This is a genomic window from Ligilactobacillus aviarius subsp. aviarius DSM 20655 (assembly GCF_001436315.1).
Taxonomy (GTDB): Bacteria; Bacillota; Bacilli; order Lactobacillales; family Lactobacillaceae; genus Ligilactobacillus; species Ligilactobacillus aviarius.
Window position 1 is genome coordinate 772 of sequence record NZ_AYZA01000019.1, and the last position, 23,407, is coordinate 24,178.

At 41.2% G+C, this 23,407-nt stretch carries 21 protein-coding genes; 11 read left to right on the plus strand and 10 right to left on the minus strand.

The genetic code is table 11. From position 1 onward, the window contains the following. The 3 genes from FC33_RS08285 to FC33_RS03815 all read left to right on the plus strand — a co-directional run. Window positions 1-226 (plus strand): hypothetical protein (locus tag FC33_RS08285; RefSeq protein WP_162257617.1); only part of this gene is annotated, 226 nt, incomplete at its 5' end. Continuing rightward, window positions 226-657, plus strand: a complete 432-nt coding sequence (locus FC33_RS03810; protein WP_268888906.1) for a phage holin family protein — start codon at window positions 226-228, stop codon at window positions 655-657. The genes FC33_RS08285 and FC33_RS03810, both read left to right, overlap by 1 nt. Further along, entirely contained in the window at window positions 644-1,831 is a 1,188-nt protein-coding gene (locus FC33_RS03815; RefSeq protein ID WP_057827299.1) for a GH25 family lysozyme, read from the plus strand. Before FC33_RS03810 ends, FC33_RS03815 begins: the two co-directional genes overlap by 14 nt. Window positions 1,832-3,044: 1,213 nt before the next feature. Here FC33_RS03815 and FC33_RS03820 read toward each other — a convergent pair. From FC33_RS03820 to FC33_RS03835, 4 genes are all read right to left on the minus strand, one after another. Beyond that, window positions 3,045-4,004, minus strand: a complete 960-nt coding sequence (locus FC33_RS03820; protein WP_057827300.1) for a hypothetical protein — start codon at window positions 4,002-4,004, stop codon at window positions 3,045-3,047. A 20-nt stretch (window positions 4,005-4,024) separates the two neighbouring features. Further along, complete coding sequence (locus tag FC33_RS03825; RefSeq protein ID WP_057827301.1) at window positions 4,025-5,461, minus strand: C69 family dipeptidase; 1,437 nt, start codon at window positions 5,459-5,461, stop codon at window positions 4,025-4,027. Between the two features lie 117 nt (window positions 5,462-5,578). Continuing rightward, a complete protein-coding gene (locus FC33_RS03830) occupies window positions 5,579-6,847 on the minus strand; it encodes an APC family permease (RefSeq protein WP_235803888.1) in 1,269 nt (422 codons plus the stop codon). A gap of 22 nt (window positions 6,848-6,869) precedes the next feature. Next, window positions 6,870-7,610, minus strand: coding sequence for a gamma-glutamyl-gamma-aminobutyrate hydrolase family protein (locus FC33_RS03835; RefSeq protein ID WP_057827303.1), 741 nt, complete (start codon window positions 7,608-7,610; stop codon window positions 6,870-6,872). Between the two features lie 186 nt (window positions 7,611-7,796). Between FC33_RS03835 and FC33_RS03840 the strand changes: the two genes are divergently transcribed. Continuing rightward, window positions 7,797-7,985, plus strand: coding sequence for a 2-hydroxymuconate tautomerase (locus FC33_RS03840; RefSeq protein ID WP_057827304.1), 189 nt, complete (start codon window positions 7,797-7,799; stop codon window positions 7,983-7,985). Between the two features lie 42 nt (window positions 7,986-8,027). On the opposite strand, the gene FC33_RS03845 is transcribed toward FC33_RS03840, so the two are convergent. After that, entirely contained in the window at window positions 8,028-8,837 is an 810-nt protein-coding gene (locus tag FC33_RS03845) for a Cof-type HAD-IIB family hydrolase (protein ID WP_057827305.1), read from the minus strand. Between the two features lie 136 nt (window positions 8,838-8,973). On the opposite strand from FC33_RS03845, the gene FC33_RS03850 reads away from it, so the two are divergent. The 3 genes from FC33_RS03850 to FC33_RS03860 are packed head-to-tail and all read left to right on the plus strand — an operon-like array spanning window position 8,974 to window position 12,163. Then, window positions 8,974-9,729 carry an alpha/beta fold hydrolase gene (locus tag FC33_RS03850; RefSeq protein ID WP_057827306.1) on the plus strand — a complete coding sequence of 252 codons (756 nt, stop codon included), beginning with the start codon at window positions 8,974-8,976 and terminating at the stop codon, window positions 9,727-9,729. Between the two features lie 33 nt (window positions 9,730-9,762). Further along, on the plus strand, window positions 9,763-10,746 hold the full coding sequence (locus FC33_RS03855; protein ID WP_057827307.1) for a hypothetical protein: 984 nt from the start codon (window positions 9,763-9,765) through the stop codon (window positions 10,744-10,746). Window positions 10,747-10,789: 43 nt separating this feature from the next. Next, complete coding sequence (locus FC33_RS03860) at window positions 10,790-12,163, plus strand: RsmB/NOP family class I SAM-dependent RNA methyltransferase (RefSeq protein WP_057827308.1); 1,374 nt, start codon at window positions 10,790-10,792, stop codon at window positions 12,161-12,163. A 55-nt stretch (window positions 12,164-12,218) separates the two neighbouring features. Here FC33_RS03860 and fni read toward each other — a convergent pair whose 3' ends face one another. The 4 genes from fni to mvk are packed head-to-tail and all read right to left on the minus strand — an operon-like array spanning window position 12,219 to window position 16,241. After that, a complete protein-coding gene (gene fni, locus FC33_RS03865) occupies window positions 12,219-13,247 on the minus strand; it encodes a type 2 isopentenyl-diphosphate Delta-isomerase (protein WP_057827309.1) in 1,029 nt (342 codons plus the stop codon). Window positions 13,248-13,249: 2 nt separating this feature from the next. Next, window positions 13,250-14,314, minus strand: coding sequence for a phosphomevalonate kinase (locus FC33_RS03870; protein WP_057827310.1), 1,065 nt, complete (start codon window positions 14,312-14,314; stop codon window positions 13,250-13,252). Window positions 14,315-14,326: 12 nt separating this feature from the next. Then, entirely contained in the window at window positions 14,327-15,304 is a 978-nt protein-coding gene (mvaD, locus tag FC33_RS03875) for a diphosphomevalonate decarboxylase (RefSeq protein WP_057827311.1), read from the minus strand. Further along, entirely contained in the window at window positions 15,297-16,241 is a 945-nt protein-coding gene (gene mvk, locus FC33_RS03880; RefSeq protein ID WP_057827312.1) for a mevalonate kinase, read from the minus strand. Before mvk ends, mvaD begins: the two co-directional genes overlap by 8 nt. Window positions 16,242-16,493: 252 nt before the next feature. On the opposite strand from mvk, the gene FC33_RS03885 reads away from it, so the two are divergent. The 4 genes from FC33_RS03885 (at window position 16,494) to FC33_RS03900 (ending at window position 21,993) form a co-directional block, all read left to right on the plus strand. Next, entirely contained in the window at window positions 16,494-19,274 is a 2,781-nt protein-coding gene (locus FC33_RS03885) for a helicase C-terminal domain-containing protein (protein WP_057827313.1), read from the plus strand. 52 nt (window positions 19,275-19,326) lie between these two features. Further along, on the plus strand, window positions 19,327-19,827 hold the full coding sequence (locus FC33_RS03890; protein ID WP_057827314.1) for a cell wall elongation regulator TseB-like domain-containing protein: 501 nt from the start codon (window positions 19,327-19,329) through the stop codon (window positions 19,825-19,827). Between the two features lie 95 nt (window positions 19,828-19,922). Further along, on the plus strand, window positions 19,923-21,224 hold the full coding sequence (gene asnS, locus FC33_RS03895; protein WP_057827315.1) for an asparagine--tRNA ligase: 1,302 nt from the start codon (window positions 19,923-19,925) through the stop codon (window positions 21,222-21,224). 73 nt (window positions 21,225-21,297) lie between these two features. Then, on the plus strand, window positions 21,298-21,993 hold the full coding sequence (locus tag FC33_RS03900) for a DnaD domain protein (protein ID WP_057827316.1): 696 nt from the start codon (window positions 21,298-21,300) through the stop codon (window positions 21,991-21,993). A 184-nt stretch (window positions 21,994-22,177) separates the two neighbouring features. Here FC33_RS03900 and FC33_RS03905 read toward each other — a convergent pair whose 3' ends face one another. After that, window positions 22,178-23,278 carry a baeRF6 domain-containing protein gene (locus FC33_RS03905; protein ID WP_057827317.1) on the minus strand — a complete coding sequence of 367 codons (1,101 nt, stop codon included), beginning with the start codon at window positions 23,276-23,278 and terminating at the stop codon, window positions 22,178-22,180. Window positions 23,279-23,407: the final 129 nt, after the last annotated feature.

Consider the following 23,407-nt stretch of genomic DNA (forward strand, 5'->3'; position numbering starts at 1 on the left):
CAACACATCATCAATCAACATCTCATTTTCAGGAAATGAAGGCTCAAACTTTATCAGTGCAACCATGGTTGTAACTCCTGACGACTTACCACAAGGTGTTGACACCTTAGACGACTTGAACCGGAAGCAAGTTCAAGAATTAGGGCGTGAAAAGCTGGCTAAGTACACAGCTTTAACAACGGCTACACCAACACAAGGCAGCAACACGACAGGAACTGCTAAGTAGTGGAGCATTTCCACTATCTTGTTCTTAGCTATCTCGATCACATGATTGACGAACCGGTTATCGTGATATTCACTTGGGCTGTCGTGGCGGATATTGTTACCGGAATCGCGAAATCGCTGGTTGCTAAGAAAACCAACAACATGACAATTTCAAGCAAAGGGTTGAAAGGCTTAATCACTCACGGGTGCGTCATTCTGATTGTTTTGACGCTCTTTCCGATTGCAAGTGCAATGGGCTTTCACGACCAAATGATTTGTTTGATTGCGTTCTATGTTGTTATCTATTGCGTTTCAATCGTTGAAAACTTAGGCGAAATGGGCGTTCCCATTCCGTCTTTTTTAAAAAATCATCTTGCTAAGTTGCAAGACGATTACGACCATGGAACAGGTCAAGCAACAGAGAAAGGGGATAACGCCAATGAAGAAAAGTAAATTGATTGCCGGTGCTGCCTTAATGGTAGGACTGACAATCGGTGGAATGGTGGCAACAGTTAGCCAACAGAAAGTAGAAGCCGCACGAACGGATATGGTTGACTTATCAAACCACAATGGGAGCTTTAGCTTAGGCGAATTCTTGAGCATGCGGAACGATTACGGCGTGAAAGCAATCACGACCAAAATCAGTGAGGGCAACTATTACGCAGACCCTTACGCAGCCGGGAACATTCGCACAGCACAGCAAGCAGGCTTATATATCAACGGATATTATTTTTGCCGCTATACGAATGTAGCACAAGCCAAAGCAGAAGCGGAATATGCGGTACAAGTTGCACGAAATGACGGTTTGCCAACCAATGCCGTATTATGTGCCGACATTGAAGCAAGTCAGCAGCGTGGCTTAGGAACGTACATCAACAGCTTAGCAATTGAAGCCATGAAGCAGATTGTTGAAGCTGGCGGCTATCGCTTTGACGTTTATAGCATGAGTTCATGGGGCGATAGTGTTATTCCGTGGAAATATATCGGTTGGATAGCAAACTATCCTTACAACTTAACAGTTGACCGGTATACGAAAGGTCATGCTTGGCAATTCACGGACAAGCAACATTTCAAAGATAGCTATGGCAATTTTGACGCTAGTCAGCTTTACGATAACTACTATACCGGTGGCTTGAATAAGAATGCTGTTATTAGCAATGCTGACACACACCACGTTGACACGCAACATGCAACAAACAAGCCAGCAAGCAACAGCAACATGACGGCTGACGGCGGTTCATCGAATGAAGATTATGCACAACGTGGCACGTTCACAACGAATACCACGCTAAACATTCGGACAGCTCCAAGCACTTCGGCTGCTGTTGTCGGCTCATACGCACCGGGCGAAAGTTTAATTTATGACCACGTTTATATTCGTGGCGGTTATGCTTGGGCTCGCTATATGAGCTATTCAGGCCAATATCACTATATTGCCATGGGTCGCATGGGTGGAGAAGAATACGGAACACGCCGGACATATTCAAGTCGGACTTACACCGTACATTCAGGCGATACATTGATCGGCATTGCTCGTAAGTTAGGTGTTTCGGTTTCGTACTTGGTCAATAAGAACGGAATTAACAACGCCAATTTGATTTTCGTTGGAGAAACGTTATCATATTAGAAGAATATCGAATTAATGAATAAGCTCTCACTGCATTAGCGGTGGGAGCTTTTTTTGTTATACGAATATTATCTATTAAAAATTTAATAAAAAAATCATTGACATATATATATATATATATACTGCTTAGCGAAAGCGAAGTCTTTTTTGCTTTCAATCCTTACACTTTACGGCCAACTAACTTACACCCTTGAAGTATTTGGCCGTTGACTTACCCAAGTTCCCACTGGTGACCCCTAAAAAGCCAGTGGGTTTTATTTTGTAATTTAGTGTGCCAAAAGTGTGCCAAGCGATAAAATTTAATGGCTTTTTAATGATAATATATTGACATTAACATGAAAAATAATCGCCAGAATTGCTTAAATGACAACGTTCTGAGAGGTTGTTGAATGATATTGAAAATCGAATATAGATAATGAGTCAAATCAAATAATTAGTTTAATTTGCAAGTCCTATCCCTTGATTTGAAGGGGATAGGGCTTTTTTGCTTTGCATGAAAGCAACGTTAGAAACTCTAATTATAGAAAAACGCGAACTTGGTAAAAATCCAGTCCGCGTCTTTCTTAATTGAAGTTAATCATTACACCACCGATTAACGGCCATGATAACGATGCAAATCGAAATTGAACCGATAACTTTTTTTAAAATGTTTTTTGGCATGAATCAAACCTCCCCTGATTTCTTGCTTTTAACGTCATCAAGTTTGGGACGTAAAACAAATGAATAGCATTGTTTGATACAATATTAAACAAATTTTAATTGTTAGTCAACGTTAAAATAATCATTTTATAATTTTAATATTTATTCGATTATTTATTAAAGATTCTCATTGGAAGGTAATATTAATCCGATTTTAACGGAACAATTAAGTTAAATATCGAATTATATTCAGATAAAGCCTAAAAATAATTTAATTGATTTAATAATTTGCTTTGGTATGCTTTTAATGAAGAAAAGTTTTGCAGTAGCTTTTTTTCAATTTTACACTTACCTTGAGAGGTTGGATCTTCCAACCTCTTTTTTTATATTCAAAAACGAGGTTGTGACACAAGCCGCAACCTCGTTGCTATACTGCATAATCGGGTTCTAAAACAAACGAGCTGTGTGGTAACGCGAAGCTAATTCGAAAATCTCCGAATCTTTGCTGCGCGATTCGTTCGTTTTTCTGCTTCCACCACGCTCGTTTTTAACGTTTTGTCACACCTTCTTATTTTTAAATTAAATATGTTTCTTGAGCACCGATAATTTGCATAATTTCCGTTAAATCATTTTGCGGAAGGGTATGTTTAAATTGCGCAGCATATTCGCTTAAACGCTGATTAAGTGGAATGATTGACTTTGATTGAAGAATGCCATCTGAATCTTGTTGGTTAGTAGCGACAATGTGATGGGCGTTTTCAAAGAACTCTTTCAAATCATCGGTTAACTGGTCTGACTGATATAACCAATCTTCATCAGGGTAGTAATAGTGAAGAAGACGAGCATACGCCGGCAACCAGATGATTGGATTATTATTTTCGGCTGCCAGCTGGTTGATCGTCAGTAGCCGCGCCGGATTAAACGGCATTAATTGATTTTGAAGCCAATCATTATCATGTTTTTTGATTTTTTCAGTTAACTGTTTTTTAAATTCTTTTTCTGAATAACTGACTTGTTTTCCGTCCGGATCAACGTTCGTGTTAAACATGATTAATTGATTTAATTTACTGTCGCGCAAATGCTTTTTCCATTTTTTAATTCGGTTGCGATGCTGCCCCTGAGTAATGAAGTTCGGGACGTATCCCAATTTTTCACCAGTATTCATGTCTTCAATCAAGATTGCAAATGAACCGGTTAATCCATCATCGTTATCAAACGGGGTGATGCGAAATTCGAGTCCAAGAACTGACGGATAATTTGTTGGTAAAATGCGAAACTTGGGCATTACTTCGGGACGCTTTAACAGACCATTCCGCCAGAGTTTTTGCAGCAACTGCATCAGATCAAAGCTAACGTTGATTCTTCGGTAGGGCGAAGAGTTACTTTCAATAATATTTAAAGTGTTCGCTGAAAGATGGGTAATTACAACATCTTTAAACGCACTGGCATTTTCCACATCACCATCAATAATGACCTTTTTGATTGAGGATTTGATGATGATCCCGCGGTTATTGCTGATTTGAGTAATTTTCATTTGAAGTTTTACTCTCCTTTTTAAAGATTCATGTCAGTCTTGAAGTTCAATGGTGACATATCAGTTGCGGCGGTGACTAATTTGCTTGTTAAAGCTTGCATGCGATCAATTCCAACTTGTTGGAAGTGAATGCTTTGCTTTGTGAGATAGTCAATTTGAGCATCACCTGATAATTCGGTAGCATAGTGGTCAGTTTCTTCAATCAAATGAGTAAATTGAGCATATAAATCATCTTGGGTATCAGCAAGCATTTTGCCAAATTCAAGATAGTGCGGATCAACGAGAACACTTACAATCTTATAGATCCAGTAAGCTGAGTCAGGGGAGTAATCCTTTGTTCCAACCTTGTATGCTGGGTGAACATCCGTTGCGCTGGCGTAGAACGGAACGAATGAACTTTGAGCAGTTACTCCCAATGCAAGCCAGTGGATTCCCTTGAGCGTTTCAGGAACGTTTGACCGAATTTGAAGAATGTGTGATTCTTGGGTTTTAGCCAAACTAATTGGTCTGAATTTCTTCTTTGATTCTTCCGGACCGTTTCCGATTGGATCATATTCAGTTCCCTTAAAGTGCGAAGCAAGAACCGCTTCAACGTCGTCGCGGTGAAGCAACCGGTTGGCTTTGCGGATAAATGGCAGGTTTTCATCCATTGGTTCTTGGTGAATTTCAGGATTCAATAACCGTTGACCATCCCAAACCCGCGGCGTGTTATAAATCTCATCTGAAAGTGAATGCGTTCCAAAAATGTTGCGGAAGTTAAAGCCGGTTTTAGCCGGGTTTAAATGATGTTCTTGAACAAAGTCCCGAATTCCAGGTGCCGTAATGAAATTCTCATGATCACTGAAATCAACTTCTTGAATTGCAAGTTGATTAGCAACAACTGCATAAGAGTCGGCCGGAATTTGTTGGGCAACCCAATAGTGGCCTGATCCGATTTCAAAGTACCAAACTTCATTTTCATCCGAGAAGAGGACGCCATTTGCTTCAGCGGCACCATGTTCAGAAACGATTTGACCGAGCCGTTCAACCCCTTCGCGAGCAGATTTAATAAATGGGAGGACAACGTTGATCATTGCTTCTTCAGCAATTCCACTTTTAAGGAGCGGATCGTATCCAAGAACCCGGCGATTAGCGTATGCACTTTCGGTCGCGCTCATTGCAACGTTGAATTCATTGATTCCATCTTCTTCAAAGGTTCCAAATTCATCAGTCCATTCAGGCGTAGCGGTGTATTTGAAACTAGTTGATGGAAGGTCGATTTCAAAATCATTATCTTTGTCAGGAGATGAATAATGATTATTTTCAATTCCTTCTTGGTGAGGGTGAACGGTCATATGCTTTGGCCATGCACTACGGCAATCTTCGTTTCGCCCAATCATGGTTGAGCCGTCTGCGGTTGCCTTTTTCCCAACTAAAATACTTGTACATGCAGAGAGAGTTTGGCGATTACTAAACATCTTAAGGCCTCATTTCAGTTAATATTCTTACTCTAATTATATCAAGCTTTTAATTAAATTTAAAATTTGCTTTTAATAAAAAAGAAGGTGTGACAATGGCACATCCTTCTTCAAATTCTAACGTGTTTTCCGTGTATTTAACTTGCGCATAATGAAATAAAACGGAACGGCGATGATCAGGCCGCCGAATCCCCAGATCAGATTCTGCAAGGTCGCCTTTGAAAGTAACCAAAGACTTACTAAAATTGCGATGATTGGGATAACAGGACCAAACGGAATTTTGAATGGCCGGTCAACGTCTTTTTTCGTTTTCCGGAAAATCAAAATTGATAAGCAAGTTGGCAAGTATTGGGCAAACCGGGAAACAACGCTGATCGCGGCCAACGTTGTAAATGAACCTGAAAGGGCGATCGGCAATGTGATTAATCCTGTAATAATAATTGCCCAAACCGGTGCATTATTTTGGGCCCGTTTTTTCATGAATTGCGGTAACAAGCCGTCGTCCGCTAAGGCAACTGCCGAGCGTGGGGTGATAAATGACGAAGCAATGTTGATTCCGCCAATTGAGATCAATTCGCCGGCAGCAACAATGATCAATCCGCCATTTCCCATAAATTCAGTCATTGCTGCTTGAACAGGGGTAGTTGCGGCAGCAAGATGCGAACCTAAAACACCGATTGAAACGACCTGAATCAAAATGTAAAAGATTGAAACGATGGTCATTACAAGGAGAATGGCTCGTGGCAATTTCTTTTGCGGATTATCCATATCTTCCGCAGCAACGGCAATTGATTCAAAGCCGGTAAAAGCATAGAAAATCAATAAGGCAGCCGCCCCGAATGAGGTGGATGATAATTTTGGTGAAACAACTGGATGGAAGTTTTCCCCTTTAATAAAGAAGACTCCAGCAATGATGAAAATAATCAGCGGAATCAATTTGCCAATTGTTGCAAAATTATTAACAACCTTTGACCATTTGACTCCTAAAAGGTTAATGACCGAAAGCCCGACGATGATTACGGTCATGACGGCAACCTGAGCTGGCCGATGATTCAATGCTGGAAAAATTTGGCCTAAAGCTGTTGCAAAACCATTTGCCATTGTCGCCCAAGCAATCATACTAATGATCCATTTGATAAAGCCGACTTCAAAACCGACAAAGTCACCAAAGGCTTCTTTGGCGTAAACGTACGGACCGCCATTTTCTTTAAATAGTCCGGCAGCTTCGGCAAAGCAAAGGGCAATCGTGATCACAAGGACGGCATCAAAAAGAAAAACGAATAAACTGGACGTTCCAACAAGGGAATATGCCTTGTTGGGAAGTAAAAAGATTCCGGAACCGATAATGGCATTTACTCCAAGCAGGATGATGCTTAAAAGTCCCATTTTATTTTTAGTTTTCATATAATTAATCAACTCTCTTTGCGTGGTCAATCAGGGTCTTAAAAATTATTTGTGCATTTGGATCAAAGCGGTGAAGCATTTCAGGGTGAAATTGAACTCCGAATTCAAAGTTCGGCGACTTCATATTTTGAAATCCCTCAACAACGCCATCAGGAGCAACCAGCCCGACCTCAAAGTCATCTGCAACCTGGTCGATGACTTGATGGTGGAATGAGTTTACCCGAATTTGAGAATCGTTAAATAGTTGAGCGAAAAGCGTGTTTTCGTTAACCTTTAATGAATGGGTCCGGGTCGTTGGATCAGCCGGTTGAGCATGCCGCAGCAATTCATGATCAGCGTAGCTTAAATCTTGAAGGATTGTTCCGCCATAATATGCATTCAGGACTTGAAATCCCCGACAAATTCCCAATACCGGAATCTTTTTTTCCTCGGCATATTTGATTAATGAAAAGTCAAAAACGTCGCGTTCAGGAAATGTTGTTCCCAGTTTTTGACGCGGTTCTTGGTGATAGTTCAACGGATCAACATCGTGACCGCCGCTCAAAATGATTCCATCGAGGTGCGCAATTTCGTCCTTAATAACTTCCTTGTCAGTATTAAAAGGAATGATAAACGGAATTCCGCCGGCTTGAATCACCGAATCAATGTAGTCGTCATTTACATATGACCGGTGATAGCCTGGAAACGGAGCTCCCGAATCAACGATAATGCTTCCTGAAATTCCAATAATTGGTTTCTTTGTCATGTGAATCAATTCCTTTCTGCAATAATCATCATAATTATAAGTTATTTGTCCATAAAATGATGTTATCAATAATATATCAGCTTACTTTTTGTTAGTCAAGCTAATTATAGCACAAATCTCAAATTGACTTTTGAGATTTGATTAGTTACGATGAATGATGATTAAAAGGCGAAAGGAGAGGTTGGCATGCCATTAGTTCACGTTGAATTGATCGAAGGACGTTCACAAGAACAACTTAAGCAGCTTGTAGCTGATATTACTGATGCTGTTACTAAGAATACCGGGGCACCGGCAGAACACGTTCACGTTATTTTAGATGAAATGCGCAAAGACCGTTATGCAGTTGCGGGCGTTTTGAAGAGTGACGAAAAATAATAATAAGAAATGGATGACTGCAATCTCAGTCATCCATTTTTATTAAGCTAAATTCAAATAATCTTCAAGGTAGTAGGCCATACCGTCGTGCACGTTATCAAGCGGCGTAACGTCATTTGCAAGGCTGCGGATCTTGTCCGTTCCATTCTTCATGGCGACGCCCCAACCGGCATACGTTAACATTTCGGCGTCGTTGTGTTCATCACCGAATGCAATCACGTTTTGCCGATCAATGTTAAAGTAGTTTGCTAAGTAACGTACTCCGTAAGTCTTGTTGATTCCGCGCGGTGATAATTCAAGGATTGGATTCGGGCCGCCCCAAACGCCGACCGTGATTCGATCACCGAAGCTGGATTCAAGTTGATGAACGATGTTGTCCTTTTTATTAGGATCAACCAGTAACATCATTGATGTTGGATCACGTTGTAAGTTCATTTGATTTAAAACTTCGGTTGATTTTAATGCAGTTGGGAAATAACCATCAAGGACGTTATTGGGAACGTCTGCAAGCGCAAGGTCCTTTCCTTCAGCAGCAATAATTTTAATTCCGAGATTCTCTTTTTCATGTAAAATGTCAAATGCAATTTTACGGTTAAAGGTTAGTTCATATTCTTTATCCCAGTGGTGATGTGGAATATGCCCCAGTGAACCGTTGAAATTGATCATTGGTGTTTTTAATCCTAATTCATCATAGTAGTTAACGGAATTGCGGTTGGGCCGACCGGTAACTAACGCAACGATATGCCCAGCATCTTGAGCCTTTTGAAGAACTTCCTTTGTTTTGGAACTTAATTGTGATTCGGAATTCAAGGTCGTTCCGTCAAGATCTAAGGCAATTAATTTCTGATCCATTAAAAATTTCCCTCCTTAAAGTAATTAAAAGTCGAATTAATTTAAAACTACCACAAAGTCAATATAATTACTAGGTTTTCATCATGATTTAGCGTTATAATCTTACTTATACGATCAATATGGAAGGAGCATGATTATGATTTCAATTATTCATAAAGAGTGTCAAGGATTGCCTTATTTGGAGTTAATTGAGGAAGATAAAAAAGACCAATCACTTCCGTTGATTGTTTTTTATCATGGATGGACAGGACGAAAAGAAAATAACCTTACCCAAGGATATGAAATTGCGAAGAAGGGCTTTCGGGTCGTAATGCCGGATGCCTTGTTCCACGGTGAACGAGCAGATGGTCCCGCTGAAAATCACCAGTTGCAATTTTGGCAAATTATCGAAAAGTCAATTGAAGAATTTCCAAAATTCGTCAAGTTATACGCTGATCAAGGATTAATTGACGGCGATAACGTTGCGGTCGGCGGTCTTTCAATGGGTGGGATTACCGTTTGTGCCTTATTTACGGTTTATCCGTGGATCAAGAATGCGGTTTGCCTCGAAGGCACCCCGAACCCGGTTGCGTTTGCGAAAATTTTAGTTGACAATTTACCGGGAATTGAAGATGTTCCGCAAGAATACATTCACGAACAGTTAGCCGGATTAAATCAAATTGATATGTCATTGAATCGTGAAAAGATTGCGGGCCGGCCATTGCATTTCTGGCACGGGACAGCTGATGACATGGTGCCATACAGCTTAACGAAGAAATTCTTTGATGAAATTCAAGGAAAAGACTTTGCGAAAAATGTTACAATGACTACGACCCCTGGAGCAGGGCATAAAGTATCATATGAAACGACCGTTGAAATGGCCGATAAATTTGCTGAATATTTTGCAAAGTAAATTTTAATTTGAATTAGTTAGGAATGACATTTAGTGGCAAAAAAGAATTTTTTAACAATTTTGTACACCGCATTGCTTTCATTTCTCTGTGTGTTTATTTTTTCAAAGATCAACCAGCGGGATTTGATTTTGCAATTGGATAATCGTAATTTAACAGCGGAAGCGTACCAAATCAACCTGCGGCAAAATGAAAAGTTAAGTAAGTTTACCAAGGAACTGGATGATAGTTCCGAAATCGATAATGTTCAGGTCCACTTTCAATCAAAGAAAGATAAGAACATTACATACTTCTATGGAAAGGGAAACTTCCCAGTTCCACCAATGGTTTCAGGCGAATTCTTTTCTAAAAACGACTTTGACTCGATCGTCAACGTTGCGGTCGTTGGTCAAAATTTAAAGAAGAAACTTTATAAGCCAAAAGATCAAGCCTACCTGCATTATGGAAATCACTATATTCCGGTATTAGGGATCATGGGCGAAAATCGGGCCCATTCAAAGCTTGATAATCAAATTTTCATTGCTGGTGGACGTGACATCATGGAGAATTTGAACTCAAATGATTTCATTATTAAGATCGATGGGCGCAAATCATTTTCGACTAGTTTATTGAAAAAGACCTTTAATGCAGCCAGCGTAAAGCGGGTTGTTCATCAAAATACCCTTGCCCAAAGCGGTTCTTGGATCTCCAATCACTTTGCTCACTTGATGGGCTTGATTGCGATTGTAATTGGGACCCTTGGTGGGGCATTCTTATGGTCAATTGCAACCCGGAAAGATTTCCAAGCCGAATTATTTGCTTCAAATGATAAACGGCGCGTTGTTTTCCAAGAATGGCGTTCATTTACCATTTATAACGGGGTTGGAATGATCGTCGGCACATTGATTGGGACGGTCGTCTTTACGTTGAGTACCTATGCTCAATTGATTCCGTTTATTGTCATCTTGTACATTGTAGCAATTCTGTTGTTCTACTTTGTAATCAAACATGATGTTAAGAAATTGAAGATTAACCTTTAATTTTTAGAAAGGAGCAGGGACGAAGTTATCCGTCCCTATTTTTATGTTAAAGTTACCGCAAGATTTTATTGAAAAATATCAAACGTTACTTGGCGATGAAGCCGAAGCATTTTTCAAAAGCCTTGATGAAGATGTCCAAAAAGGTTTTCGCATCAATTCGCTTAAACCGCATGCTGATCACCTTCAAATTGATACTTCGCATCCCATTCCGTTCATTAAGGATGGATATTATGGCACGGTCAGTGGCCGTTCGTTGGCCCATCAAGCAGGATACGTGTACAGTCAGGATATTAGTGCAATGTACGTCGGACAGGTCGTGGATGTACAACCTGGCGAAACGGTGTTAGATCTTTGTGCCGCTCCTGGGGGAAAGTCGACCCACATTGCTCAACAACTAAATAATCAAGGTTTGTTGGTAAGTAATGAGATCAACCATAAGCGCGCTTCGATTTTAGTGGAAAACCTTGAACGTTTTGGGGCTAAAAACGTTATTATTTTGAATGAAGATCCATCCCACCTTGCACAGAATCTTAAGCAGCGGTTTGATAAGGTGGTCGTCGACGCGCCGTGTTCTGGGGAAGGGATGTTCCGCAAAGACCATAGCGCAATCAAATACTGGCACCGCGATTACCCGACAGAATGTGCTGCGCGGCAACGCAAGATTTTGGCCGATGCGATTCAAACCCTTAAACCGGGTGGGGAGTTGATTTATTCGACCTGTACATTTTCACCCGAAGAAGATGAACAGATCGTCAGTTGGTTGTTGACCACTTATCCGGACCTTGAATTGGTTGAAATTCCGAAATTTGAGGGAATGGATGCTGGGTGGCCAGACTTTGCGGATGGTAACCCAGAACTTACAAAAACGGTTCGGCTGATGCCACATCATTTTAAGGGTGAAGGCCAGTTCGTTGCGAAATTACACCTCAATGGTAAACCAGGAAAAGTTAAAACTAAAAAGAAGAATAAGAAGCAAAATCAATCGCAATTAACATCTGATCAATTCGCGCTTTGGCAGCAAACAATCAATCATATTACGGATGAATGGGCAGATGTTAAGCGGTCAAACTTTAAGGTGTTTAATAATCATTTGTACTACTTTGATCGTGATTGGCCGGATATTTTTGCAATGAAATACATGCGGCCAGGATTGTATCTTGGAGAATTCAAAAAGAAACGGTTTGAACCCAGCTATAATTTAGCGTTGACTTTAAATCCGGATGAAGGAACGGCGAAAGTTGAACTTTCACTGGATCAGTGGGAAAAATACATGCATGGCGAAACCGTGACGCTTTCGAATTCTGCTTCAAACGGATGGACGCTTTTAACATGTGAAGGAGTTGGCTTTGCCTTTGGAAAAGTTGTGGGGACAACGGTTAAAAACTTTATTCCAAAGGGATTACGGTTTTTGAATTAGCAATCTGATAATGTGAGAATAAGAAAACAGGTTGGGCTTGGCTCAACCTGTTTTTTTACTCATTTAATTGTTTTTGATCACTAATCAATGCAGGACTTAGCAGGTAACGAACCTGATGCAGTTCTGGAATCGTGCGGCAACCGAGCATCACCATTAAGTCTTTGATCTGACTTTGCAACGTGGTAATTAGGTCAACTAATCCTTCAGGGCCGTTTTTGATCAAGGTGTGAAGGAACATTCCGGAAATGCCAACTGAGTCCGCTCCAAGAACAAGACTTTTTACGATTTCGAGGGCATTTCGGATGCCACCGGATGCAGTAATTGAAATTTGATCGCGAAGCGGCTGCGCACCAAGAAGACATTCAGCCAGACTAAGACCAATGTCATTTAGAAATGAATAATCAGCGTCATGCCGGCGTTCATTTTCAATTGCGACAAAGTTCGTTCCGCCTTTGCCAGCAAGATCAACGTTTTGAATCCCCATTTCAGCAAGCATTTTGACGGTTTCAGGAGTAAGTCCTTGACCAACGCCTTTGACCATTAGTGGTTTTTCAAGATGATCGCTGATATTTTGAAGCTGGTCTTTCCAGTAAAAAATTCGGTCGCCTTCAGGCATTACTAATTCTTGAGCAACGTTAAGGTGGATCTGCAGTCCATCTGCTTGAGTCAGTTCAAGCGCTTGTTTTGCCGTTGCAAGATCATTCCCAGCTCCCAAATTGGTGAAAAGCAGGGTATCTTGCGTTAATTGGTGCAACTGCTTGAAACCGTCAGCATTTGCCGGATCCTTTAAGGCAACGCTCACCGAACCGGTCACAAAGGGGACGTGGCATTGGTTAGCCACTTGGGCAAGCTGAAAATTAAGCTTGTCAGTTTGCGAACTGCCGCCGGTAATTGCATTAATAAAAAAGGGACTATCAACTTGATATCCCATGATGGTTGTTGTTAATGAAATTTCGTTTTTCGAAATTTCAGGAATATTTTTAAATAACAATCGGACTTCATCTAAACGATTTCGATTTTCCGACTGATAAAGTTTTTCAGCAATAAAAACATGCTCGTCTTTGCGATGTGCTTGAATATCCATTATTATTCCTCATTATTTGTGTACGTCGATAACTGTAACGGCAAGATTTGGGCCTGCCGCCATTGTTCAAAAATCTGCTGGTAATTTGATCCATGTTTAACGAATCCAATTCCACAATCGCCACCGCCAGCCCCGGACATTTTGCCGCTTCCGCCAAAGCGAACAACAAGCTCGATCAATTCTTTGAGCCGGGGAGTTTCCAATTCGACGTGGCTAATTTCACTTAATTCATTTAAAAGTTTCTGGTTGCGGGTAATCGCAGCGGTCATTTCCTCAAAATTGTCATTTTTGATTGCCTGAATTAACTTTTCAACGCATTGCGCACTTTGAACAACAAACGTATCATACTTCAAATGACTGCGCCGTTTAACTTCAGCAACAAGGTGTTTGGTTGAGGCGGGAGCGCCCGTCCATCCGACAATCAAATCGGCGGTCGTTGGGGGAGTAAGCGGCTGAATTTTTAACTCCGGCCAATCAGCTGCAATTAACGGCTTGAGTGGCGTTTGTGGCTGATCAAGTAACCAATTCCGGTCAGGCGAATAATAGGCAATCCATCCAGTAAATGCACTGGCCGCAATATCTCCCAGGGAGCCATTGCCTTGAACATTATAGTGCGCAAGGGCGGCAAGTTTATATATTTCCATAGCTGTCAGGTGAAGGTGATAGAAAGCAGCAATCGCCTTCACAACGCCAACGGTTACAGCCGCCGATGAGCCAAGACCAAATTTTTTGCCATCAGGACTATCAAGCTCGCTATCGATTTCAAGGTTGAAAAATTGAAGTTGATGGCCGCATTCAGTAGCATACCGTTCAGTTAAGCGAATTGCTTCAAGCACAAATTCAAGTTGAACTTCGTCTTCAAGTTGAATTTGGTGGTGGGCTGTTCGGTGCCATTTAACCGGCACGGTTTGATACTGATGCGAGTAAATGGTCCCGGTCGCGGTTGCCGATGTAATTTTGAGGTGGACAAACCGATCCACTGCAACGATCACGGCTGGGGTTCCAGGTTCAACGACGGCATATTCACCAGCAAGATAAAGTTTTCCGGGAACTTTGACGTTAACCACTTAGTTACCTCCTTATGCTTCGATAAAGCGAGCTCCTTCTCCTGGTTTAGCAAATTCAAACGTGATTTGGTCAAATTTTGAAGCTAAAATCCGCTGAATAGCAGGGGCATCCGTTTGCATACATAAAATTTTAACGTTTGGACCCGCATCAAGGGTGTAGTAACACGGAATGTGTTCTTCTTCACGAATCCGTTCGACTTCTTGCATGATTGCTAAGCTCATTGGTTCAAAGTAGTTAAAGTGCGGTTGGGCACTTAAATTTAATGCATGCATTTTAAGCGCGTTGCTTTCAGTGATTTCACCAACTTTTTGAAAATCACGGTTTTGAATTGCCTTTTTAATCGATTTTAAATCTTCGGTTGTTGATTGGATCCATCCCTGATAATACGGGGAAGTCTCAACGACGGTCTGCATTCCGGCCCGGGAAGAGATTTTCTTTTGCCCGGAGTTGACGATGCCAACCAACATCCCAATCGACCAATCAAGGTGTTCTTCAACTGGGACGGCATAGGATGTTTGATCATCTTGGCCTTGTTGCCATTCGACAAATCCGCCATAGATCGACCGGCTGGCAGAGCCTGATCCGCGACGTGCAAGGCGCGAAAGATCTTTTCTGCTCAAATCCAATCCTGCAGCCTTACTGGCAGCAGCGGCAAGGGCAGCAAAGGCCGATGCCGAAGATGCAAGTCCCGCAGCTGAAGGAACATGATTGATCGAATCGATTCGCGCAAAAGTTTGAATTCCTGCAAGTTTGCGAACAAGGTCCATAAAATGGTTGACCTTTGGATTTTCAGCAGGTTCGCCGTTAAGGGTAAAAACATCTTGCGCTAATCCTTCATCAAACTTGACCGTTGTATCGGTATAAAAGTGGTCAAGGGTAAGTGAGAGCGAACTGTTTTGCGGGATGATCAAATCAACATCCTTTTTTCCCCAATACTTGATCAATGCAATATTGGTATGTGCACGGGCAGTAATTGGTGAATTATTCATGAACGCCCTCCTTAAGTAAAGGTTCGATCCACGTTTGGGTTGCGCCAGCGTTTAAAAGGGCTTGCGAAAGGCCGCTGGCATCGCCAATTGATTTCGTAAGGCAAATGAAGCATCCGCCTTTACCGCCACCGGTTAATTTACTGCCGAGCGAACCGTTCTTTAAGCTGAGAGCGATCAAATCATCAAGTTGCGCGCAACTGACGCCTAACTGGCGCAAAATGGTCTGCGCAGCATTAAAGATCTCGCCGAGTTTTTCAATATCATCTGATGCAAGGGCGTCTTTTGCATTAAAAGCAAGTTGCCCTAAATCAGAGATCAATTTCTGGGTTTCATCCGGGTTATGCATTAACCGTTCCTTAACAACGGCAATTGCTTGACTTGTTTTGCCTTTAATTCCGCTGTCGGCAATTACAAGGTACCCATGTGTCTTAATTGGAAAAGTCTTTAATTCCTGGTTGCGAACCATCCAAATCGGTTGTTCGCTTGCACAGGTTGCGGCATCTAACCCGCTTGGATTTTTGTGGGTATCTTTTTCTGAAATATTTGCAAGGTTCAGTAACCGGGTCTTGGTTAATGGCTTGCCTAAATATGTGTAAAATGCCCGGATCAAAGCAACCGCAACCGCTGCTGATGAACCCATTCCGCGTTCAGCAGGGAGATCGCTTTTGATCGTAATACTTAATGGATTTTCAATTTCATTTTTATCGATTAAATAGTTAATTAAATGTTTGATTCCTGAAACCGGAAAATCAGCTAACTTTCCCGTGAAGTAACTGCTGTTGATCGTACTTTCGGTTTCGGCGTCTTCAACCGTTACTTTAACATTGACGGTTGTAAGTGGAAGGGCAATTGCCGGTTGACCATAAACAACGGCATGTTCGCCAATCAGAATAATTTTTGCGTTGCTCTTTCCATGAGCTGGATTACTACTTACCAAGGTAAAGATCCTTTCAAAATGGATTTGAGAAGTTCAAAAAGAACATATTACCTTTTTGAAATTGTCAGTATAAACACATATTAATTCAACGCTCATTATACCGTATTAATTGGGAATAGACCAATGAAATTTTAATTAAAGGATCTCTCAATGAGTAATAATTTGTTATTTTAACTATTCGGGAATTTATTTTGAGTTTAAACGGTAGTTTATTGTAAAATCAAAGTTAGAAATTAAAGGAATGACGGAAGAATGGCAAAGAATCAAACATTCGCGGTTGTTGATCTTGAAACGACCGGAACGAAGATGGACGGAACGAACCGAATCATTCAATTCAGCTGCGTTCTCGTTCAAAATCGCAAAATTGTAAATACTTTTAATACATTAATTAATCCGTTAATGGCCATTCCGGCAGATGTTCAAAATCTAACGGGAATTCATGAAAAGGATGTGCGGCACGCCCCGCTCTTTGATGACGTTGCGGGAACGATCTATGCGTTATTGCAGGATACCGTTTTTGTAGCGCATAACATTCAGTTTGATTATCGTTTTTTAAATGCCGAACTTGAACGGGTCGGGTATCCGGAACTGGACTTAAAGGGCGTTGATACCGTTCAGCTTAGTCAAATTTTATATCCGTGTCTGGTATCGTATCGGCTCCAGGATTTAAGTGCAGCCTTGAAAATTAGTCATGAACGGCCCCATCAGGCGGATAGTGATGCGGTCGTGACGGCCGAGTTGTTGATCAAACTAATGGATCAGATTCATCAACTCCCGGATTCGTTATTACGACAGCTTGAATCAATGGGGAATGCATTATTATTTGAAACTGGAATGCTGTTTTCAAATGAACTGCGAAACCGGAATGCGCCAAAGAAGTATGACGCTGATTTGATTCAAGTCGGAAAAATTACTTTCCGGCGCCCCCGCAAATTTAGCGATCATTTACAGGGACGATCGAAGCAACCATTGCTTGAAGCGTGGCCGTCAAGCTATGAAAAGCGGCCGCAGCAGCTAAAATTGATGGAAGATGTTGCTTCCCAGATGCGGCATGGTCAGCCGCAAGCCTTTTTTGAAGCCCCGACCGGAACAGGGAAAACGCTGGGATATTTGTTGCCGGCAGCCCATGAGCTTCAGTATGGCCATCGCTTTTTGATCAGTACAACGACGAATGCCCTTCAAAATCAGCTGATCGATCAGGAAATCAATCAGCTTGATCAGTTTTTACCATTTAAGGTTAACGTCGTTTCGTTAAAGGGTAGTCAGCATTATATTGACTTAGATAAGTTTGCGCATACGCTTGATCAGCCGCAGAATGATTATACCCGATTGATTCAGATGCGGTTATTAGTGTGGCTGACTCAGACTGAAACGGGTGATCTGGATGAATTGAACTTTACGGTTCAGCAATTGCCGTTATTTGATGAAATTACTCATCATGGAGTTCAGGGATTAAATCAGGAAAGTCCGTATTACCAATATGATTTCATGCGGCGGCGAACTGATGAGATGCAAAATGCGGATTTTGTGATTACGAATCACGCTTATTTGATCAAGCATGCGGCGGAATTTGCAGATCAGCATCGAACTTTGATCGTCGATGAAGCCCAACAGCTAGTAACGACAACGTTGCAAAATAATAACCAGGTAATGGATCTTGATGCGGTCAAAATTCTCGCTGATACGTTGCTTGTCAAAATGGAGTCGCAGGTTTCATATTCATTTGCAAATTTGATCGAACAGCGGCTGCTGACTAAGGCTGAGTACCGGAAGATTCTCCAAAAAATTCAAGTCATCGACCATACGATTCCTGAATTTCGCGATGCAATGCTGCAGCGGTTCATGAAGTTGCAACGAATCGCCAAAATTACGGAAACTCCGATTCAGTTTAAAAAGATTTTTGGCTTTGTTAAGGAACATGTCAATCAATATCGTAAGGTGCAAAATGCAATTCGGTTCTTGGAAAATAAAAATCCAAAACTTTACCGGCATTTTATTGAATTGCTTGACCAACAGCGCCTTGATAGTCAGTCATTTAATCTGTTTAAAGCGTACTTTAAACTCAGTAATGAATTGCTTGCAAAGTTAAAAAACTGGGATCGGCTTGCGTTGGAAAACCTTGAAAAGACGGCGGACAGTTTACTGATGTGGCTCAGTTATCCGCAAGCCCAGGATGGCGCCCACTTAAGGCTTCACTTTGGGTTGATGGAGTCCCAAGATTTCTTGCAAACTAACGTCTATTCGTTTTTCAATCAGGTACTGTTCTTTAGTGGAAGCTACTTTACTTCGCAAACGTATCAGTATTTCGTTGATCAGCTTGGCGCGGTTGAAAGCAAACATTTCAAATATCAGTCGGCTTTTGATTATGAGCATCAGGCGAAGGCCTTACTGGTTAAGGATGCCCCGGATGTCAATCAAGTTCCGGCTGACGAATATGCAAACTATTTAAGTGATCAGATTATTCAGATTTGCCAAGCACAACACCGGCAGACAATGGTTCTGTTTAATTCAAACGAAATGGTTGAAAAAGTTTACGACCAATTGCGCGATGATGAACGGATGCAGCCATGGCAGATTTTGGCGCAAAACGTTACGGGCACCGCTGAACGTTTAAAGAAAAAGTTTCAGTCAGTCCAAAATGTACCGCAATTGTTGCTTGCAACGGGGACATTTTGGGAAGGGGTCGACTTACCGGCTGACCAGCTTGAAACCCTTGTGATTGCTAAACTGCCATTTCAAGCGATTCAAAGTCCGTATAACCAAATTCGGTATCAGCGGGATGAACGGGCCGGTGGCAATGCGTTCAACGACATTGCGCTTCCTGAAGCGGTTATGCGGTTTGCCCAGGGAGTTGGCCGCTTGATTCGAACACAACATGACCGGGGCTTAGTGATCACGCTTGATTCGCGAATCGTTAACCGCAGTTATGGAAAGCAGTTTGTGAATACTTTTCCGCAGGGAATGCCGGTCAAGGTAATTGAGAGCGAACAACTGACAGCTGAAATTACAAATTTCTTTAATTCCAAACGTTAGGTTATTTTTTTGTTATAATAGTTGATAACATGTAATAGAGAAGAGGCTCAGAATGGGACGGGTTCAACGCAAAACGAAGCGCATCAAACGGATGATCATCATTGGAATCATTGCTTTGATTTTGATTATTATTTGGGGATTTTATATGGTTGCCCAATTGCCGTACCGTGAAGCGAAGAGTGAAGCGTTTCAGATGGCGGCGAAATATGCAAAGGTTGATAGTGTTAAAAACTTTTATATTTATAACCGGAACAGTACATATTACACAATTGAAGGCGAAAACAATGATAACCAAGATGTGTACGTTGTAATTCCCAAGAAGGGCAATCGCGTAAATATTTACGAGAAAAACAAGGGAATTACAAAGAAAGCGGCTGAAAAAATCGTTAATCAAAAGTATCAACCGCAAAAGATTGTGAAAACCGTTTTTGGAATGAAAAACGGAGGCACACCATTATGGGAAGTGGCCTATGAAAATCAACAAGGTAATTTGTGCTATGCCCAGGTTGCATTTAAAGACGGGCAAGTCTTACAAAATATCACGAATATGTAGCGAATGATAATGACACATTTCGGAAGATAGTTTATAATTAAAAAAAGTAAATCTTTTTTTGAGATTATCAATTAAGATTAGAGGAGGAACGGCTTGTGGAAACGATCAGTATTATTGATTCAAAGAACCACGTAAACGAAAAAGTCAAAATCGGAGTTTGGCTTACAAATAAGCGTTCAAGCGGGAAAATTGCTTTCTTACAATTGCGAGATGGATCAGCATATTTCCAAGGAGTAGTTGTAAAGAACAACGTTTCTGAAGAAGTTTTTAAGATTGCTAAGGAAGTTAAGCAAGAAACAAGTATGTACGTAACCGGAACGATCCATGAGGACTCACGGTCACACTTTGGTTACGAAATTGAAGTTGAAGATATTGAAATTGTTGGTGAAAGTGAAGATTATCCAATCACACCAAAGGAACACGGAACAGATTTCTTAATGGATCACCGGCACTTATGGTTACGTTCAAGTCGGCAATTCGCAATTATGAAGATCCGGAACGAAATGATTCGGGCAACATATGAATTCTTCAACAAGGAAGGGTTTATGAAGGTTGATGCGCCAATCTTGACCGGAAGTGCACCAGAAGGGACAACTGAATTATTCCACACGAAGTACTTTGACCGGGATGCATACCTTTCACAATCTGGTCAGCTTTATGAAGAAGCCGGCGCAATGGCTTACGGCAAGGTCTTCTCATTTGGACCAACATTCCGGGCTGAAAAGTCAAAGACCCGGCGACACTTGATCGAATTTTGGATGATCGAACCTGAAATGGCATTTACTCACCAAGAAGAAAGTCTTGAACTTCAAGAACGGTACATTGCATACCTTGTTCAAAATGTCCTGGATCACTGTGATTACGAATTGAATATTTTAGGCCGTGATAAGGATGTTTTGAAGCGGTATACCGAATTACCATATCCACGAATCTCATATGATGAAGCAATCAAGATGTTGCAAGATTCAGGTGAATTCCCAGATGTTGAATGGGGAGCAGACTTTGGTTCACCGGAAGAAACATATTTGGCTGAACAATTTAGTAAGCCAGTGTTTGTAATGAACTATCCGAAGGCCATCAAGCCATTCTACATGAAGCCACACCCAACCCGGGATGATGTTGTTATTTGCGCAGACTTATTAGCACCTGAAGGCTATGGTGAAATTATCGGAGGTTCAGAACGGGCAACTGATACGGATTACTTGAAGGAACAAATCGAAAAGGCCGGTTTGAACATGAAAGATTACGAATGGTATCTTGATTTACGGCGTTATGGAAGTGTTCCGCATTCAGGATTTGGTCTTGGGCTTGAACGGGCCGTTACTTGGATCACAGGCGAAGACCACATTCGGGAAGCAATTCCATTCCCACGTTTGTTAAACCGGATTTACCCGTAAAATTGGGACTTGAAAAAGAGGCTGGATATGTTCAGCCTCTTTTCTTATCTGAATGATTGAGGAGGGATTTTGAATGGATGACGCAATTGCATTGAAGTTATTGCAGACAGAAAGTACGATGATTCCAAATTTGATTTTGAAAAATTACGTCAAGCTCGGAATGACCGCGGAAGAATTTGTCTTTTTACTTGAACTTAAAGCTGCATTGAAGGATGGAAACCAAGCCTTTGATCTTCAAACGATTGCTCAAATCATGAGCAAGGATGAAGCTCAGATTTATCAATTGCTTCACGGATTGATCGAAAAGGAAATTATCAGCTTGACATCAGTGGTGGACGATCAGGGACGGAATTCAGACCAATATAGCTTAGATCCACTGTATAAAAAGACACTTAAACTTTTACGCGATCAGACCCAGGAACACCAAATTCAAGCTCATCAGCAAACACGCAATGATGTCTTTGCTCGAATTGAGCAGGAATTTGGCCATCCCTTGTCTTCATTTGATATGGAAATGATCGATAGTTGGCTTAATGAGGATCATTACTCACCTGAGATTATCATTTTAGCCTTAAAAGAGGCCGTTTTAAGCGGCGTTTATAATTTAAAGTACATGGATAAAATTTTGCTTGCATGGGAAAAGAAGGGTATCAAAACAGCGGTTGATGTCCAGCGTCAACGGGCCAAGTTCAGACATCAGGGTCAAAGCCAACGAAAACAAGGAAACCGGGTGAAACCGAAGATTCCGCTGAATAAGTGGTCGGAGTAGAAAGGTGTGACAAAACGTTAAAAACGAGCGTGGTGAAAGCAGAAAAGCGAACGAATCGCGGAGCATAGATTCGGAACTTTTCGAACTTCCACATAGCTCGTTTGTTTTGGAACCCGATTATGCGGATATAACAAAGAGGATGTGATTTTGATCACATCCTCTTTTTAACTATCGTGATTTTAAATTAAATTCCCCGAAGAATTCCCACAATTGACTGATCGTTGATAACAGCTGGATCAACTAAGCCAACTTGACCGCCATATACCAACGTGTCGATTGCAATTTCATTTGCTTGAACTTGTTCGTTGGTTTCGGTTTCGTTAACGGCAAGTTCGTGTGCAATCACGGTCGTATCAAGCCGGCCTTCTTCGGCTGCCGCTTGAACGTCCTTCATTCCTTCAAGGTATCTCTTCTTTGAGTGGGCAAGGTCAATTGCATCTTCAATCTTTTCCCGGCTTTCATCAATGAACCGTTTGGTAATTTTGGCCGTTGCCTTTTCAAGCGTTTCATGATTGATCACTGCTGGAATTGTCAACGTATCTTCCTTGTCCAAGAAGTGGTTGTGGGATAACTTCTTGAATTCGCCCGCATCATCTTCAGTTGCCATTAAAACAACTTTTAGGTGGTCCTTTAAGCTGATGTGTTTAGTAATGTATTCATCGACCATTCTGAAGTATTGATCCATGTTTGCTTGTTCAGCTTCTGCTTTAACATCGGTTCCTCTGAATTGGTCATATGAACCGCCGCCGCGTTGCTCCATTCGAATCTTTTGATCAGGCGTATCAATGTTTAATGCTTGTTCAGCTGAAACCGGGGCGTCATCACTCAAATTTATTTGGGAAACTAATCCATTTTTAACGGTAAACATTTCAAATGAAGAACGGGTGATCTTTGCAATATTATAACTTGGCATATATTCGTATCCGCGAATAATTGGTAAAATATATGGTTTATCGGCTACCCGAACTTGGAGATCAACTTTCCGTGGAAGGTAGTAGTGGTAAGCTGTTTCATTGCTAATAATGATCGCAAGTGACTTTGATTGAGCATAATCAAAGATAATATCGTTTTGTGTTGCTTTAATTTTCTTTTCGTACTTTGACCAGTTCTTTTCGCCATATTTTGCAATAAATTGCTTTTTGGCTTTTGAAAGAAGACTGTTAAATTCGGTGTCATCAAATTTAAAATTGTCTTTGCTAGGATAAAGTGGTAAAAACAATGAAATAAATGGTCCTGAAACTTCTTCATTAACTACAATATTTTTCAAATCATGTTTTAATGACATAATCAAAACCTCCTTTAACCTTTACATTTTTATTATATATTGATTGGAATGAAAAGGTTATCAATATGCTTGGAAAAAGAAGGTGTGACAAAACAGTAAAAACGAGCGTGATGGAAGCAGAAAAGCGAA